This window comes from Maricaulis sp., assembly GCF_030149515.1.
Taxonomy (GTDB): domain Bacteria; phylum Pseudomonadota; class Alphaproteobacteria; order Caulobacterales; family Maricaulaceae; genus Maricaulis.
This window is the reverse complement of sequence record NZ_JASBRI010000001.1, coordinates 1-14,685: the sequence shown is the minus strand read 5'-3', so window position 1 is coordinate 14,685 and position 14,685 is coordinate 1. Positions and strand designations below refer to the sequence as shown.

At 66.4% G+C, this 14,685-nt stretch carries 18 protein-coding genes; 14 read left to right on the top strand and 4 right to left on the bottom strand.

Features of this window, described 5'->3' with window-relative positions:
- Window positions 1–149: 149 nt before the first annotated feature.
- From Q1U94_RS00085 to Q1U94_RS00075, 3 genes are read left to right on the top strand one after another with little or no spacing between them, the layout of a single operon-like run.
- Window positions 150–1,103 carry a peptidylprolyl isomerase gene (locus tag Q1U94_RS00085; RefSeq protein WP_300540555.1) on the top strand — a complete coding sequence of 318 codons (954 nt, stop codon included), beginning with the start codon at window positions 150–152 and terminating at the stop codon, window positions 1,101–1,103.
- A gap of 50 nt (window positions 1,104–1,153) precedes the next feature.
- Entirely contained in the window at window positions 1,154–1,570 is a 417-nt protein-coding gene (gene mutT / locus Q1U94_RS00080; RefSeq protein ID WP_300540552.1) for an 8-oxo-dGTP diphosphatase MutT, read from the top strand.
- On the top strand, window positions 1,567–1,728 hold the full coding sequence (locus Q1U94_RS00075; RefSeq protein ID WP_300540549.1) for a Flp family type IVb pilin: 162 nt from the start codon (window positions 1,567–1,569) through the stop codon (window positions 1,726–1,728). Before mutT ends, Q1U94_RS00075 begins: the two co-directional genes overlap by 4 nt.
- A gap of 49 nt (window positions 1,729–1,777) precedes the next feature.
- Here the strand turns inward: Q1U94_RS00075 and Q1U94_RS00070 are convergent, their stop codons facing one another.
- Window positions 1,778–2,692: a methyltransferase domain-containing protein gene (locus Q1U94_RS00070; RefSeq protein WP_300540546.1), complete on the bottom strand. Its 915-nt coding sequence runs from the start codon at window positions 2,690–2,692 to the stop codon at window positions 1,778–1,780.
- A gap of 47 nt (window positions 2,693–2,739) precedes the next feature.
- Between Q1U94_RS00070 and Q1U94_RS00065 the strand changes: the two genes are divergently transcribed.
- The 4 genes from Q1U94_RS00065 to Q1U94_RS00050 are packed head-to-tail and all read left to right on the top strand — an operon-like array spanning window position 2,740 to window position 5,033.
- Complete coding sequence (locus Q1U94_RS00065; protein WP_300540543.1) at window positions 2,740–3,486, top strand: ComF family protein; 747 nt, start codon at window positions 2,740–2,742, stop codon at window positions 3,484–3,486.
- A 22-nt stretch (window positions 3,487–3,508) separates the two neighbouring features.
- Window positions 3,509–3,766 (top strand): glutaredoxin 3, encoded by a 258-nt coding sequence (gene grxC, locus Q1U94_RS00060; protein WP_300540540.1) that lies wholly within the window; start codon window positions 3,509–3,511, stop codon window positions 3,764–3,766.
- Window positions 3,766–4,608 carry a carbon-nitrogen hydrolase family protein gene (locus Q1U94_RS00055; RefSeq protein WP_300540536.1) on the top strand — a complete coding sequence of 281 codons (843 nt, stop codon included), beginning with the start codon at window positions 3,766–3,768 and terminating at the stop codon, window positions 4,606–4,608. The genes grxC and Q1U94_RS00055 overlap by 1 nt, the downstream gene beginning before the upstream one ends.
- Complete coding sequence (locus tag Q1U94_RS00050; protein ID WP_300540533.1) at window positions 4,605–5,033, top strand: DUF1178 family protein; 429 nt, start codon at window positions 4,605–4,607, stop codon at window positions 5,031–5,033. The genes Q1U94_RS00055 and Q1U94_RS00050 overlap by 4 nt, the downstream gene beginning before the upstream one ends.
- Window positions 5,034–5,035: 2 nt before the next feature.
- Here the strand turns inward: Q1U94_RS00050 and Q1U94_RS00045 are convergent, their stop codons facing one another.
- A complete protein-coding gene (locus Q1U94_RS00045; protein ID WP_300540531.1) occupies window positions 5,036–5,761 on the bottom strand; it encodes a zf-HC2 domain-containing protein in 726 nt (241 codons plus the stop codon).
- Window positions 5,758–6,270, bottom strand: coding sequence for a sigma-70 family RNA polymerase sigma factor (locus Q1U94_RS00040; protein WP_300540528.1), 513 nt, complete (start codon window positions 6,268–6,270; stop codon window positions 5,758–5,760). Before Q1U94_RS00040 ends, Q1U94_RS00045 begins: the two co-directional genes overlap by 4 nt.
- 40 nt (window positions 6,271–6,310) lie before the next feature.
- On the opposite strand from Q1U94_RS00040, the gene Q1U94_RS00035 reads away from it, so the two are divergent.
- The 3 genes from Q1U94_RS00035 to Q1U94_RS00025 all read left to right on the top strand — a co-directional run bounded on the left by Q1U94_RS00035 (window position 6,311) and on the right by Q1U94_RS00025 (window position 8,991).
- On the top strand, window positions 6,311–7,612 hold the full coding sequence (locus Q1U94_RS00035) for a S8 family serine peptidase (protein WP_300540525.1): 1,302 nt from the start codon (window positions 6,311–6,313) through the stop codon (window positions 7,610–7,612).
- Window positions 7,613–7,704: 92 nt separating this feature from the next.
- The gene (locus Q1U94_RS00030) at window positions 7,705–8,328 is read left to right on the top strand and encodes a hypothetical protein (RefSeq protein WP_300540522.1); all 624 of its coding nucleotides are present in this window, start codon (window positions 7,705–7,707) and stop codon (window positions 8,326–8,328) included.
- A gap of 147 nt (window positions 8,329–8,475) precedes the next feature.
- On the top strand, window positions 8,476–8,991 hold the full coding sequence (locus Q1U94_RS00025) for an RT0821/Lpp0805 family surface protein (protein WP_300540519.1): 516 nt from the start codon (window positions 8,476–8,478) through the stop codon (window positions 8,989–8,991).
- A 60-nt stretch (window positions 8,992–9,051) separates the two neighbouring features.
- On the opposite strand, the gene ubiG is transcribed toward Q1U94_RS00025, so the two are convergent.
- A complete protein-coding gene (gene ubiG / locus Q1U94_RS00020) occupies window positions 9,052–9,810 on the bottom strand; it encodes a bifunctional 2-polyprenyl-6-hydroxyphenol methylase/3-demethylubiquinol 3-O-methyltransferase UbiG (RefSeq protein WP_300540516.1) in 759 nt (252 codons plus the stop codon).
- A 195-nt stretch (window positions 9,811–10,005) separates the two neighbouring features.
- Between ubiG and Q1U94_RS00015 the strand changes: the two genes are divergently transcribed.
- From Q1U94_RS00015 to Q1U94_RS14090, 4 genes are all read left to right on the top strand, one after another.
- Entirely contained in the window at window positions 10,006–11,223 is a 1,218-nt protein-coding gene (locus tag Q1U94_RS00015) for an aspartate kinase (RefSeq protein WP_300540513.1), read from the top strand.
- 26 nt (window positions 11,224–11,249) lie between these two features.
- Window positions 11,250–13,517, top strand: coding sequence for a phosphoenolpyruvate--protein phosphotransferase (gene ptsP, locus Q1U94_RS00010; RefSeq protein ID WP_300540510.1), 2,268 nt, complete (start codon window positions 11,250–11,252; stop codon window positions 13,515–13,517).
- Window positions 13,518–13,601: 84 nt separating this feature from the next.
- Window positions 13,602–14,453: a helix-turn-helix domain-containing protein gene (locus Q1U94_RS00005; protein WP_300540507.1), complete on the top strand. Its 852-nt coding sequence runs from the start codon at window positions 13,602–13,604 to the stop codon at window positions 14,451–14,453.
- Window positions 14,454–14,576: 123 nt separating this feature from the next.
- Window positions 14,577–14,685 (top strand): hypothetical protein (locus Q1U94_RS14090; RefSeq protein WP_366917240.1); only part of this gene is annotated, 109 nt, incomplete at its 3' end.

Genomic DNA, 14,685 nt, shown 5'->3' with positions numbered 1-14,685 from the left:
ACGGCCTCCGGCGGTCGGGGTCCGTCCCGTACGCCGAGGACGCCAGCATTGCTTTGAAACGTCAGGGTGACTTAAGGATGGGGCGGATAGGTGTCAATCAAGCGGCGCGGCGGCAGCCGGGCGGCAAATTCCCGTAAAGGATTGCTGGCGTGGTGTTTCTGCGGGTTTTTATCCCACTGCTGTTGATTGCGGCCGGTCTGGTCTCATGCGGTCCCGAGCCGCGCCGGGCTGCCGAGCCGGAGGCGCCGCCGCCCGCGGTGTCGCCGGATGAGACCGATCCGGTCGTCGCGCGGGTCGATGGAACGCTGATCCGCCGGTCTGATGTGGAACGCGAGGCCATGGCCCAGGCCGAAGGGGAGCTGGATATGCCTCCGGCCCCCGGCGAGGGCGAGTTCGAGCGCGTACTGGAGGAGCTGATCGACCAGCGGCTACTGGCGCTGGAGGCGCGCCGCCGCGGGCTGCACCGGTCCGAGGAGGCGCGGCGGCGCCTGGCCCTGGCGGAAGAGCGGATCCTGGGTAATGTCCTGGTGGAGACGGCGCTGGCCGATGCGGTCACAGAGGAAACCATCCAGCGCATCTATCAGGAGCAGATCCAGCTGATCCCGCTGGGCGAGGAAGTGCGTGCGCGCCACATTCTGGTGGAGACCCGCGAAGAGGCCGATGCCATTGCCCAGCTCCTGGCCGAGGGGCGGGATTTTGCCGAACTCGCTGTGGCGATGAGCCAGGATCGTGCCACGCGCCTGGAAGGCGGGGATCTGGGTTATTTCACGCGGGGCGGCATCCTACCGGCCTTTGGCGCCGTGGCCTTTTCAACTCCCGAGGGCGAAGTCTCGGCACCGTTCCGGACCGAGTTCGGGTGGCATCTTCTCACTGTCGTCGACCGCCGCCGCCAGCCTCCGCCCTCGCTGGAACAGCTGCGGCCGAACATTGTGCGCTTCTATACGTTCGACCAGCTCGAAGCGCTGATCGAGGGGCTGCGCGAGGAGGCCGAGATCGATCGGCCGGAATTGCCCATTACGGCCGGACCGGGGACGAACGGAAATGGCGAGGGCGGCAGTGCCGATCTGCCGGAAGACGGGGACACGGACGACGCACCGGGTTAAGCCCGCATTCATTGCGTTTTTGCACGCGTCCTTAAGGGAGTTCAGGCACCATGACCGCTCGTGGCCCCAAACCGGTGATCCATGTCGCTGCCTGTGCCTTGCTGGATACCGATGGACGGATCCTCATTGCCAGGCGGCCCGAAGGCAAACCGATGGCGGGGCTTTGGGAATTTCCCGGCGGCAAGATCGAGCCGGGCGAAACGCCGGAGCAGGCCGTGGTGCGAGAACTGCGAGAAGAGCTGGGCGTGGAACCGTGCGAACGGTGCCTGCACCCCTTTGCCTTCGTCTCCCACCCCTATGACGACTTCCATATCGTGATGCCGCTCTTCCTGTGCCGCACCTGGGACGGGTTCCCGCATCCCCACGAAGGCCAGGAGATCGCCTGGGTCCGCAAGGAGCGTCTCATGGACTATCCCATGCCCGCAGCCGACCGCCCGCTGGCGGCGGAACTGAGGGACCGTCTGTGATCGCGCGCCTCGCCCTCTTCCTGCGCGACACGCGCGGCGCCACGGCGATCGAATATTCGATGATCGCGGTTGTCATCTCAATTGCGGCTGTGGCAGGTCTGGCCATGATCGGCCCGGCCGTATTGGGCATGTTCCAGGACGCCAGCGCGCCGTTCTAGGCTGTCATGGTGTTCCCGCTTCCCGACGATACCGGGAAGAAGCCCGAATTTACCGTCCCGCCTTCTCGTCCAGCGACTGTTCCTTCACACCCAGCGCATCCGCCAGGCGATGTGTGGCCGATCCCGGGCGTTTCGGCTTGGGCTGGTCCGGATGCGGCGCCCAGCCGGCGGCGTGGACGATCTCGAAGGTGGCGCGGATGCGGCCGTCGGGATCGGAGAACTTTTCCCGGTAGATCTCGCCGGCACGGAAGAACAGGGCGCGGGTGGCCGGTTTCGGCCGTTCGGCCAGGACCGACGTCTCGCCCATGCCCCGCAGATCGTTCATCAGGGCGAAAATATTGTCGTATCGCACGGTGACGCGGTCGATATCGGCCACCGGCATGGCAAAGCCGGCGCGCTGCATGAGAGCGGCCATGTCGAACGTGCCGGCATAGGGCGAGATGCGGGCGCTGACCCCGCCGGTCAGCTCGCTCTCCGCCGTCATCAGGCATTGCCTCAACTCGGTCAGCGTCGCTCCGCCCAGCAGGGCGCCGGCAAAAAAACCGTCAGGCTTGAGCGCATGATTGATCTGCACGAGCACGCCGGGTAGGTCGTTGGTCCAGTGCAGGCCCCAGGGGGCCAGTACCAGGTCCAGGCTTTCCCCGGCAAAAGGCAGGGCCTCCTCGTCCAGCGCAAGGGCCGGCGTGTCGAGCGTTGCGGCGACACCGGCTGCCAGATCGCTCTGGACGGCCCAGCCGGTCTTGCCGCCAGCCGGTCGTGAGGCGAACTCGTCGGTCAGCCCCGGACCGCCGCCCAGGATCGCCGTGCGTTGAAAGTCCCGCGTAATGCTCTCGACCCGATCGCAGATATCGTCGAATGCGCGGCGCACCAGAAAGTTGTAGTCTGCCAGTTTCGCCGCGGCACGGTTGCGGCGCCGGGCCAGCAGGGACCGGTCGAACAGGCGGGGCAGGGTTTCGGTGTTCATGACCGGGATATGCCTCCTGCCGGTCCGGGAGGAAAGGGGGGAGCTGTGTGATCGCACACGCCTTGCAGCGATTATCGGACCTGGCCTGGCCGCCGGTCTGTCCGGTCTCCGGCGCAGCGGTGGAGGAGAATGGGCGCCTGGCGCCCGCCGCCTGGCACGGACTGACTTTCCTGGATGCGCCGTGGTGTTCCACCTGCGGCCTGCCCTTTCCCTATCCCGGTGCGGGCGGCTCACAGGCGGCCACGCTGTGCGCCATGTGTATCGCCAGGCCGCCGGTTTTCGACAAGGCCCGGGCACCGCTGGCCTATGACGATGCGTCGCGTCCGCTGGTACTGGGTTTCAAGCATGGCGGGCGGCGCGAAATGATCGACCGGTTCGCGCGCTGGATGACGGTGGCCGGCGGTGACTGCCTGGCCGATGCTGACGTTATCTTGCCCGTTCCCCTGCACTGGCGCCGGCTCTGGTCGCGCCGCTACAACCAGTCTGCGCTGCTGGGGCGGGCGCTTTCGGCGCGAACCGGCTTGCCGATGGAGACGGACCGGCTCCTGCGCAAGCGGGCCACGCCCAGCCAGGCGGGTCAGAGCGCCAAATCGCGCAAGCGCAATGTTGCGGGCGCCTTTGTCGTGCCGGACCGGAACAGTGTGCAGGGACGTCGTTTCGTCCTGATCGACGATGTCTTCACCACCGGCGCCACGGCAACGGCCTGCGCGCGGGCGTTGAAACGGGCGGGGGCGGTGCGTGTATACGTTATGACACTGTGCCGCGTTGTCAGGACGAGCGATCCGACTATCTAGGGTCCATCCAGGAGTTTGTTATATGGCAGATGTGACCATCTATACCCGTCCGATGTGCGGCTATTGTGCCCGGGCGGTATCGCTCTTGAAATCCAAGGGCGTGAATTTCAACGAGATCGATGCCGGTTTCGACCAGGCCAGGCGCGAAGAAATGATGCAACGCTCCAATGGCGCACGCACCTTTCCGCAGATTTTCATCGGCGACATTCATGTCGGCGGCTGCGACGACATGATGGCGCTGGAACACGCCGGCAAGCTCGACTCGCTGTTGTCCGCATAATGGCCCGGCTCGACGTCGCCCTCGTCCAGATGCGCTCCGGGATCGACCCGGCGGCGAATATTGCCGCGGCAACGGATCTGATCCGCAAGGCCGCGGCGACAGGGGCCCGTCTGGTCGCTACGCCGGAAACCACGCATCTGGTCCAGAAGGACGCGGCCGAAGCGCTCAAGGTCATGCATGCGCCGGAGACGGAACCGGCCATTCCGGCCTTCGCGGCTCTCGCGAAAGAACTGGGGATCAGCCTGTTGATCGGATCGCTGGCGGTGCGCACTGCCGGGCGCAAGGCCGCCAACCGGTCCTTCCTGTTCGCGCCCGATGGCGGCCTGGTCGCAACCTATGACAAGGCCCACATGTTCGATGTCGGGCTGGGTCAGGGCGAGACCTATCGCGAAAGCGACAATTACCGCGCCGGCGACCGGCTGGTTGTCGCAGAGGCCGAGGGCGCGCGGCTGGGCCTGTCGATCTGCTATGATGTCCGCTTCGCTTATCTCTATCGCCGGCTGGCCCAGGCGGGCGCGCAGATCCTGACCGTGCCGTCGGCCTTCACCCGGCCGACAGGGCGTGAGCACTGGGAGGTTCTGTTGCGTGCGCGGGCGATAGAAACCGGCAGCTATGTCCTGGCGCCCGCCCAGGGCGGGCTGCACGAGGACGGACGCCGCACCTGGGGCCATTCCATGATCGTCGGTCCGTGGGGCGATATCGTTGCCACGCTTGAAGACGATGAACCTGGTGTTTTGACAGCCTCGCTCGATTTGACGAAAGTCGAGGAATCCCGGCGCCGTATCCCGGCCCTCACGCATGACCGGGATCTTCAGGGGCCGGACGAAATGACGAGACCATGATCCGCTACGCATTGGTGTGTGACCGGGCCCATGAGTTCGAGGCCTGGTTTTCAAATTCTGCTTCTTATGACGACCAGGTCGCGCGTGATCTCGTCGAATGCCCCCATTGCGGCTCCACTCTGGTGCGCAAGGCGGTGATGTCGCCGGCCGTTGCCACCGCCGGAAGGCGTGAGGACGACATTCCGCCGGAGAAGCGCCTGAAACAGCTTGCCGACCAGGTGAAGGCGCATATCCGCAAGAACTTCGACTATGTCGGCGCCGAGTTCGCCCGCGAGGCGCGCGAGATGCACGAGGGAAAGAAGCCGCAGCGGCTGATCTATGGCGAAGCCAGTTTCGGCGACAGCCGCCAGCTCGCCGACGATGGTGTCGCCGTTACACCCCTGCCGGACATGTTCGCGCCGGTGCCGCCGAAGAAGGCAAACTAGGCCTATTCGGGCCGCCACCCGCGTTCCGCGGCGCTGATCTCCTCCTCTGCGGAAAGGGCGTCGCCCTCGATCAGAACATCCATGTGTTCGAGTACCGCCGGTGGAAGTGCGCTTCCGGCGGTACGGATTTCGGTCTCCTGACCGGCGGCGGGCGCGGCCAGTTCGATCTGCCAGGCACCGGCATCGCGGCATGCGATGCCGGCCGTGTCCGAGGCCGTGAAGGTACGGCAATAGCGGCCGTCGGCACGGCGAAAACTGACTTGCACCGCTATGTCGCCGCGCCCCGGCCCCGGACGGTCCAGCGCAGCGGCGAGCGGACCTCCCGGAGCGAGCCGCCCGTTTTCGACGGTCAGGATGCTGCGGTCCCCCGGAATGCCGAGCTGGGTGCCGGCAAGAACGCCCAGGACCAGTGCTGCGGCCACGGCGGCCCATTGCGGTGCCTGCCAACCCTGCCGCAGGCGGTCCAGCCATTGTGAAACCGGGTTTGCAGCGGTCGCCCTCGGGCGCGCCGCCCTGGCCGGTCTTATCAGCGCTTCGAGACGGGCAGGCACCGGTTCGTCGAGCACGGGATCGTAGTGTTCGGACAACGTTCCGCGCAGCGCCTGCATGGCGTCGAACCGGGCTTTGAGTTCGGGATCGTTCGCCAGGGCGGTTTCCACGCGCGCCGCCGCGGCGGCATCCAGCTCGCCATCGACATAGGCCATCAGCATGTCCTCCTCGATCGTCACTGCGGAGTCTCCTTGCCCGGATTGAGGACGGCTTCCAGCGCGGTTCGTCCGCGCGCCAGACGGCTGGTCAGCGTGCCGATGGGGACGTCCATCACGGCCGCCGCTTCCTTGTAGGACAGCCCTTCGACAAGGACGAGGGCAACCGCCAGGCGTTGTTCTTCCGGCAGGGTTTCCATCGCGCGGTCCACCGACATCGCGCGCACGCGCCGTTCGAATTCCGGATCCTCCCGGCCGATATGCGCACCGGCATCTTCCGGTGCAAACCGGGCATCGCGCCGCTGACGGAACCTCACCTCATCGATCCAGGCGTTTTTCATGATACGGTACATCCAGCTGTCCAGACGCGTGCCGTCCTTCCATTGGTCCAGGCGGGCAAGGGCGCGTTCCAGTGTCATCTGGACGAGATCGTCGGCGTCGGCCGCATCGCGGGTAAGCGAACGTGCGAACCGGCGCAGCCGGGGCAGCAGAGCGATGATCTCGTTTTCCAAACGCGGGGTTCTCGCGCTCATGCCCTTGCACCGACAACGACGGGAAGAAAGACTTTCTTCCATGCGTTATCACAGACGGAACAAAAAGCGCAGCCTGCGGAGCTATGTGATGATCGGCGGACGGATCGTATGCGGACTGGCAGCCGCCCTGGCGCTGGGCCTGGCGATACCCGCCGATGCCCAGCTCCCCGTCGATCTTCCCGACCTGCCAACCGGGCGTGTCGACGACGTATTGCGGGACCGGATCGATCGGACACGCGACCAGGTGGACGAACTGCGCGAGGATGTCGAGGACACCCGCCGGGAAACCCTGGACACGCTCCTGCGGCAGAATCCGGATGTTCTGGAACGCGGCCCGGACCGCTCCGTCATCGTGCGCAACCAGATCACGGTGCTGGCCGAAAGCCGCTCGGCACTTGGTCTCGTCCTGGGCCAGGGTTTTGCCCTTGTGCGCGATCGCCCGCTGCCAGGGCTGGGACTCAGCCTGTTCGTGCTCGAAGCCCCGCCGGGGCTATCGACGCGGCGGGCGCTGGACCTGGCTCGCCGTATCGATCCGGGCGGGCTTTACGACTTCAACCATATCTACACCCGGTCCGGCCATGCGGCGGCGCTGGTGTCGGCCCAGTCCGCGCCCCGCCACCTGCGCGTCGGGCTCGTCGATACGGGGGTCGAGCCCGGCCATCCGGCACTGGCGGGATTTCGTGTTTCGACGCGGGCCTTTCATGGCGCGGCCTATCTGCCCGCTGCGCACGGCACGGCTGTCGCTTCGCTGATAGGGGGCGGCTACCTCTATTCGGCGGACATCTATGGCGACGGTCCGACCGGCGGATCGCTCGACGCGCTGGTTGCGGCGCTGGGGTGGATGTCCGAACAGGGCGTGGCGGTGGTCAATGTGTCCCTGGTGGGGCCGGAAAACCGGCTGCTGGAACGGGTCGTCTCGCTGCTCCTTTCGCGCGGCCACATCGTGGTCGCCGCCGTGGGCAACGATGGTCCTTCGGCGCGGCCGCTCTATCCGGCGGCCTATGACGGCGTTACCGGCGTGACCGGTATCGGCGAGCGCGGCCGGATCCTGCCCGAGGCCGGCCGGGGCGATCATGTCGACTTCGCAGCTCCCGGCGCCTTTCCGCGGGCAGCCCGGGCGAGCGGTGGCTATGGACCCGTACGCGGCACATCCTATGCGGCACCGCTGGTGGCGGCCATGCTGGCATCGCGCCTCGACCGGCCGGATCCGGCGGCAGCCCGCCGGGCCCTGGACAGTCTGAGGGCCGAGGCCCGCGATGCCGGGCGGCGTGGCCGTGACAATACCTACGGCCATGGCGTCGTTGGTGAAGCGACATTCCGCACCGCTGCAAGCGGAAACTGATTTTTCGGCCATGAAGCGGAAGAAAACGCTCCGCCGGATCGTTGTCCTTCCTGTCAGCCGGTTCGAGACCGGCGCAGAACAGGGAGAGATCGATGAAAACGCCCTTCGCCTACATTCTGACGGCCGGTCTTCTGACGGCGGCGCTCGCAACGGGTGCCGGGCAGGCACAGGTGACGTCCGTCACTGACACCGCGGCCCGGGCGACACAGGAAACCCGGATCGACCGTTTCGGCCACAACGATCTTCGCAGCCGTACCGACGTGACGGGACATGCCCGCCAGAGCCTTCGGGTTGGCCGGCCGATGAGCCGGATCGAGCAGATGCGGCTCGAGCGTGCCGAACGCGATGCGCGCCGCGCGCAACGCACTGCCCGCACAGCAGCGGATGTTCGCGGCAGTGCGGATGCTGCCGCCCGTGGTGCCGTCCGGGGCGACAGCACTGCCCATCAGGCAGTGCGCGGTTCAGCCCGCGGTTCGGCTCGCGCCAGGGCCGAAGTGCACGCGCCGGACACGGCGCCGGTGCGCCGGGAAGCCCGCGAACAGGCGGTTCGTGCGCGGGGTGAAGTCCGCCGCGCCCGCAATACGCGGCCGCAGGTCTCGGTCGAGGCCAATGGCCGTGCCAGCGGCTCGACCCGCGCCGACAGCAACGGCAATGCGTCAGCCCGTGCTTCGGTGGATGCAAGCGCCCGCGCGCGCGCCGGCAATCCGGACCGCTAACCACCCCAACACCCAGAACAGGCGCTGCACAACGGAGGCGCCGATCCTGGCGCCAGCGGCCGGCGGGCCGCAAAAATCCTCCCGCCCGGGAATAAAACCGGCTGCTGGCGCGTTCTTTCCAGTGAGGGACCAAAAAAGGAGGACGACATGACCTGCTTCAAGACGATCATCCCCGCCCTCGGCGCGTTCGCTGTGCTGGCCGGGGGAGCCGCCGCCCAACACTACCACCACCAGTCTTCGGCGCGGTTCGAGTATCACAGCTCCTACTATGAGCGCGGCTATCATGCGCATGATTTCCGCTATTACCGCGGAGCCTGCCGCACCCGCTCGTCCGGCGGTCTCGGCCTGGGGCTGAGCCTGGGTGGCGGCGAGATCCTGAGTGCCAATATCGGCGGTCACAGCTGGACCGAATGCGATCGGGGCCAGTTCGTCTATGCCCAGTACGACGCCTTCGATCACAACCGCCCGACCTACTGGCACAATCCGGACACCGGCCGGCGCGGCGTTATCCGCCCGGACCGGCGCTATCACTCGCACGGTCGCGAATGCGCTTCGGCGCATGCCGAAGTCTATGACCGCGACGGCGACTATCAGAGCTTCGGCTTTGAGAGCTGCCGCGACGGATCCGGCCGCTGGCACTACGAGGGACGTACCGGCTATTGACCGGGCCTTGCGCAGGGAGACGGCGCCGCCTTTCGGGCGGCGCCGTTTTCGTATGGAGCGTCAGGCCTTGTCCGCCACCACCATATAGTTCACCGACGTATCCGAACCGAGGGAGAACTGGTCTGTGACGGGATTGTAGGTGACGCCGACGGGCTCGCGCAGCGTCATTCCACCCTCGCTCAGCGCGGTACGGATTTCGGCGGGTTTGACCAGTTTGCCGAACCGGTGCGTACCCCGCGGCAACCAGCCCATGATCCACTCCGCTCCGACGATCGCGAGCGCAAAGGCCTTGGAGGTGCGATTGATGGTGGCGCAGATCATCAGCCCGCCCGGCTTCACCAGTTTCGCGCAATCGATCAGGAAGGTGTGCGGATTGGCGACATGCTCCATGACTTCCAGATTGAGCACGACGTCGAAGGGATCCTCGCCGGCCTCGAGCAATTGCTCGGCGACGCCGTGGCGATAGTCGATCCGGAGCCCTTCCTGTTCGGCATGTACGCTGGCGGTCTTCACATTGGCCTCGGCCGCGTCGACGCCGGTCACGCGGGCGCCGAGCCGCGCCATGGGTTCGCACACCAGCCCGCCGCCGCAGCCGATATCGAGAATGCGCAGACCCTTCAGGGGGGTGTCGCCGGCGCGGCCGAAATGCTCGCAGATAGTGTCGCGGATATAGCCCAGGCGCACAGGGTTGAACTTGTGCAAGGGTTTGAACTTGCTGTCGGGATCCCACCATTCCGCCGCGATGCGGGAAAATTTCTCGACCTCCTCCGGATCGACCGAGGGGCGGGTCAGCGTATCGGGCGCAGTTGCCGTGGCCATTCCAGTTTCTCCTCGCAGGCGTAATCGACCATCATTGCGTTCGAGCGTTGCGTGCCGGGCCGTGTCCGCTTACCTAACCGCCGGCGCATCGCTACACGTCTTGGCCATAATATGGCCCTGCCGGTGCCGCTAATCGAGCCCGGTGCGACGTTATGGGCGTACCGTTCAGGCAGGGGAAGCACGAGGGACAGGCCAATGACGCGGGTGGTGGCAAAATTCGGCGGCACCTCGGTGGGTTCGGTCGAGCGTATCCGCCATTCTGCCGGACTTGTCGCCGATGCGGCCGCGCGGGGCGAGACAATGGCCGTCGTCGTCTCCGCCATGGCCGGCGAAACCGACCGCATACTGGGCCTGGCCGGAGAATTCGGCGCGGGTCTGGGCGACGCGGAGACCGATGTTGCGCTGGCAGCCGGCGAGCAGGTCTCGTCCGCACTGATGGCGCTGGCCCTGCGCGAACTGGGCCTGAATGCGCGCTCCTTCCTGGGCTGGCAATTGCCCGTGATCACCGACGGACCGCCCGGTGCCGCGCGCATTGCGGGCATGGATGTTTCGGTTCTGGAGACGGTGCTGGAACAGGGCATCGTACCGGTGCTGGCCGGTTTCCAGGGCATTACCGGCGAGGGCGATGTCCGCACGCTGGGTCGGGGCGGCACCGATCTGTCGGCGGCGGCTCTGGCGGCCGCGCTGGGCGCGCGCTGCGATATCTACACCGATGTGGACGGGGTCTACACTACCGATCCGCGTATCGAACCGGGTGCCGGCCGGCTCGAGGCGATCAGCCATGACGAGATGCTGGAACTGGCGGCCCAGGGCGCGAAAGTGCTGCAGACCCGGTCCGTCGAGTTCGCCAAGGCACGCGGCGTGCCGATGCGGGTTCTCTCTTCCTTCCTGGCGGCGGGTGAGAGCCGCGGCACGGATGTGGTAAAAGAGACCGGCATCGCGGAACGGCGCATTGTCTCCGGCGTTGCCTATGCGCGCGATCAGGCGCGCATCGCGCTTCTGGGCGCGTCCAGCCGGTCGGACCTGGCGGCGCGGACCTTTGCCCTGCTGGCCGACGCGGAGATCGGTGTCGACATGATCGTCCAGGCCCAGGCGCGCACGCCGGGCACGGTGAATATCGAATTTTCCGTGGCCCATCGCGATCTCGATCGCGCCCAGGCACTTCTGGAGGGCGAGCTTCCGGGGGTCGACATCTCTTCGGAGACCGGGCTGGCGAAAGTCTCCATCGTCGGGGCCGGACTGCGCCAGCGCGCGGATGTGGCGCGATCCCTGTTCGCCGTGCTGGGCGATCACGGGATTTCGGTCAGGGTGCTGGCCACGTCGGAAATCAAGATTTCCGCGCTTATTGAGAACGATGCCGTGGAACGTGCTGTGAGAGCCTTGCACGCGGCCTATGGATTGGATCAGGTGTAGGCATGGAAGACATGAAGACAACGCCCATGCGCGATCCCCGCCGACTGCTCAAGCGCATGCGTGAGCTCATGGCGGTGCAGGAGCATGCCCAGGCCCGCCTGGATCATCTCACTGCCATGATCGCGGAGGAAGCGGGTTGGGACGTCTGCTCGATCTATCTGGCCCGCCAGTCCAATGCGCTGGAACTCTGTGCGACCTACGGCTTGAAGCCGGAATCGGTCCACCATGTGCGCCTGCAGCCGGGCGAGGGCCTGGTCGGCCTGGTAGCGCGCCGGGCGCGGCCGCTGTCGACCTCGAATGCGCGCGCGCACCCGGCATTTTCCTACAAGCCTGAGACGGGCGAGGAACCCTTCAACACCTTCGTCGGCGTGCCGATCCTGCGCGGCGGCCGCATGGTCGGCGTGCTGACGGCCCAGACGGCGCAGGAGCGTCAGGTCGCGGGCGATGAAATCGAGACGCTGCAGACCGTGGCCATGGTGCTGGCCGAGATTGTAGCCTCCGGCGACATTGTGGAATCCGAGGAAATGGCCGGGCTGGACCTGCGTCAGTCGCGGCCGGAACGCTTCCAGGGCGGGGCGTTCTCCGGTGGCGTGGCCAAGGGTGTGGCGGTGTTGTTCGAGCCGCATGTCGAGTCGGCGCGGCTGATTGCCGACGACCCCGCCGGCGAAGAGGAACGGCTCGACACGGCGATCAGCGCATTGCGCGCCTCAATCGACGACATGCTCGACAGCGGGCGTATTCCTTTCGGCGGACCGACGCGGGACGTGCTGCAGGCCTACCGCATGTTTGCCCACGACCGGGGCTGGCTGGAACGCCTGCGCGAGGCCGTGCGCCGCGGGCTGACCGCGGAGGCGGCGGTCGAGCGGGTCCGGAACGAGAACCGCGCCCGCCTGATGAAGGCAGCGGATCATACTTTCCGCGAACGCCTTCACGATCTGGAAGACCTGGCCAACCGGTTGTTGCGGCATCTCGAAGGCGGGGTGAAGACGGCGAACCTGCCGGACAATGCGATCATCATCGCGCGCAATATCGGCCCGGCCGAACTGCTCGATTTCGATCGCGAAAAACTCAAGGGCATCGCCCTGGAAGAGGGCTCGGCCTCGTCGCATGCCGCGATTGTAGCCAAGGCGCTCGGGATCCCGCTGGTCGGCCGGCTGGAAGGCGCGCTGGACCGGGCCGAGGACGGCGATCCGGTGATCCTGGATGGCGAGTTTGGCCTGTTGCACATCCGCCCCCAGCCCGATGTGGTGGAAACCTACGAAGCACGGATTCGGACGCTGTCCGAGCGGCGCCTGGCCTATGCCGAGCTGCGCGGGCCGGCCGTGACCGCCGACGGTGTGCGGGTCGGCCTGCACATGAATGCGGGCCTTCTGATCGAACTGATGGCGCTGGACGAGATCGGGGCGGATGGCGTCGGCTTATTCCGGACCGAATTCCAGTTCATGGTGGCGGAGACATTGCCGCGTCTGTCGGCCCAGGCCGCGGTCTACAAGGCGGTGCTCGATGCGGCCGGCAACAAGCCGGTCGTGTTTCGCACGCTCGATCTGGGCGGCGACAAGGTGGCACCGTTCGCCCCCTCGACCGTGGAGCCCAACCCCGCCCTGGGCTGGCGCGCCATCCGCATGGGGCTCGACCGTCCCGGCCTGTTGCGCTACCAGCTGCGCGCCCTGATCCTGGCGGCGGCCGGGCGGCAATTGCAGGTTATGTTCCCCATGATTGCCGCGCCCTGGGAGATGCGCGCCGCGCGAGACATGCTCGACCGTGAACTCCTGCATGCCAAGCGCGCCGGCCACGATCTGCCGTCCGAGGTCAGGGTCGGCATCATGCTGGAAACGCCCGGCATGGCCTGGGCGCTCGAACACGCCATCGACAGTGTCGACTTCGTTTCCGTCGGCGCCAATGACCTGATGCAGTATTTTTTTGCGGCCGACCGGCAGAATTCACGTGTCTCGGAACGGTACGATGTTCTCAGCCCGTCGGCACTCGATCTGCTCAAACGCATAAACGATATCTGCGTGGCGCACGACACGCCCGTCTCGGTTTGCGGTGAAGTGGCGGCCAAGCCGCTGGAGGCTGCAGTACTTGTGGCGCTTGGTTATCGAAACCTTTCCATGGCCGCATCCAACATCGGCCCGATCAAGAAACTCGTCTCGGGACTCGATGCCCGGAAACTTGGCACCTGGCTTGCGAGCCGCCTTGCAAGCCCCGCGGACAGCTTGCGCCCTCTCCTCCTGGAAGCGGGAGATGAGGCGGGACTGCCCCGCGAGGCAGTTGAAAACGGGCGAGTGATTTGATCTTATAAGGAAGCGGTAAGGGTAATTCCCCCAGTCGCGTTCCAAGGGTGACAATCGCTCCGGATGAGAGAGCGGTGGATGGTTATGTCAGGTCAAGCGTCCGGTACGGATTTCGTACCCGTCGATGCCGTCTATACCGATGACGGTGTTGGTTATGTCAGTATGACGGCCGGTGAGCGCCTGCGTGAGGCACGCGCCCGCATGAACCTGTCGCTGAAACAGGCCGCCGATGCGACCCGCATCCGGTCCGATTATCTGGAGGCGCTGGAGACCATGGATTCGCGCGGCCTGCCGGCCCGCGCCTATGCCATCGGCTATCTGCGCACTTATGCCAGCTTCCTCTCCCTGGAACCGGCGGGCGTCGTCGAACAGTTCAAGCGCGAGGTCGATACCGAGACCGGGCGCGCTCAGCCGACCGCTGCCGCCAAGACGCGCGAGCCGATCAAGCTGCCGCGCGGCGCCTTCGGGGCTATCCTGATCCTGATCGCCCTGGCCAGTGTGGCCTGGTGGTATGCCGAACAGACCTCCGGCAATCCGATCCTGAACAATCTGCCTTCGCCGCCCGATGCGGCGCCGGAATGGGCGCGTGCGGATTTCGACGCGCGGTCGCCGGCCTCGGTCGATGCGATCTGGAGCGATCTTCCCATCGGCGCCGATCCGGCCGGGATCGGCGATGTGGTCATGCGCGCCGAAGCACCGACCTGGATGGAAGTCCGTGATGCTTCCGGACGTATCCTGTTCTCCCGCGACGTACTGCCGGGCGAGACCTATCGCGCCCTCGAGCCGGGCCTGACGGTTTCGGCGGAAGATGCGGGCGCCATCATACTCGTGCGCGACGGCGAGGTGATCGGGCCGCTCGGCGAGCCGGGCATGGTGGTCGAGAACCTGCCTGTCCTGCCTGAGCCGGCCACGGTGGCGGAAAACCAGCCGCGCTGAACCCGATCTGCGGCAATTCCGCTGATAATGCCCTGACCGGTCGAAACCGCGCGGGCGACACGTTATATGCAGGGGGAATGTGCGATGCGGCGCGGCTTGTGCGCGCCGCCATGGAGCCACCCTATGACCTCATCCGACAAGGATCCCCGCAGTGTGCGCCCCTGGCGCATGATCGAGCGACGCCCGAGCCGGACTATCCGGATCGGCGGACTCGAGGTCGGCGGCGATGCGC

Bases quoted from the DNA above. Each gene is read 5' to 3' on its own strand.
- mutT (WP_300540552.1), top strand. From the start codon at position 1,154: ATGACCGCTCGTGGCCCCAAACCGGTGATCCATGTCGCTGCCTGTGCC.
- Q1U94_RS00070 (WP_300540546.1), bottom strand. From the start codon at position 2,692: ATGAACACCGAAACCCTGCCCCGCCTGTTCGACCGGTCCCTGCTGGCC.
- grxC (WP_300540540.1), top strand. From the start codon at position 3,509: ATGGCAGATGTGACCATCTATACCCGTCCGATGTGCGGCTATTGTGCC.
- Q1U94_RS00055 (WP_300540536.1), top strand. From the start codon at position 3,766: ATGGCCCGGCTCGACGTCGCCCTCGTCCAGATGCGCTCCGGGATCGAC.
- Q1U94_RS00050 (WP_300540533.1), top strand. From the start codon at position 4,605: ATGATCCGCTACGCATTGGTGTGTGACCGGGCCCATGAGTTCGAGGCC.
- Q1U94_RS00040 (WP_300540528.1), bottom strand. From the start codon at position 6,270: ATGAGCGCGAGAACCCCGCGTTTGGAAAACGAGATCATCGCTCTGCTG.
- Q1U94_RS00035 (WP_300540525.1), top strand. From the start codon at position 6,311: ATGCGTTATCACAGACGGAACAAAAAGCGCAGCCTGCGGAGCTATGTG.
- Q1U94_RS00030 (WP_300540522.1), top strand. From the start codon at position 7,705: ATGAAAACGCCCTTCGCCTACATTCTGACGGCCGGTCTTCTGACGGCG.
- Q1U94_RS00025 (WP_300540519.1), top strand. From the start codon at position 8,476: ATGACCTGCTTCAAGACGATCATCCCCGCCCTCGGCGCGTTCGCTGTG.
- ubiG (WP_300540516.1), bottom strand. From the start codon at position 9,810: ATGGCCACGGCAACTGCGCCCGATACGCTGACCCGCCCCTCGGTCGAT.
- Q1U94_RS00015 (WP_300540513.1), top strand. From the start codon at position 10,006: ATGACGCGGGTGGTGGCAAAATTCGGCGGCACCTCGGTGGGTTCGGTC.
- ptsP (WP_300540510.1), top strand. From the start codon at position 11,250: ATGCGCGATCCCCGCCGACTGCTCAAGCGCATGCGTGAGCTCATGGCG.
- Q1U94_RS00005 (WP_300540507.1), top strand. From the start codon at position 13,602: ATGTCAGGTCAAGCGTCCGGTACGGATTTCGTACCCGTCGATGCCGTC.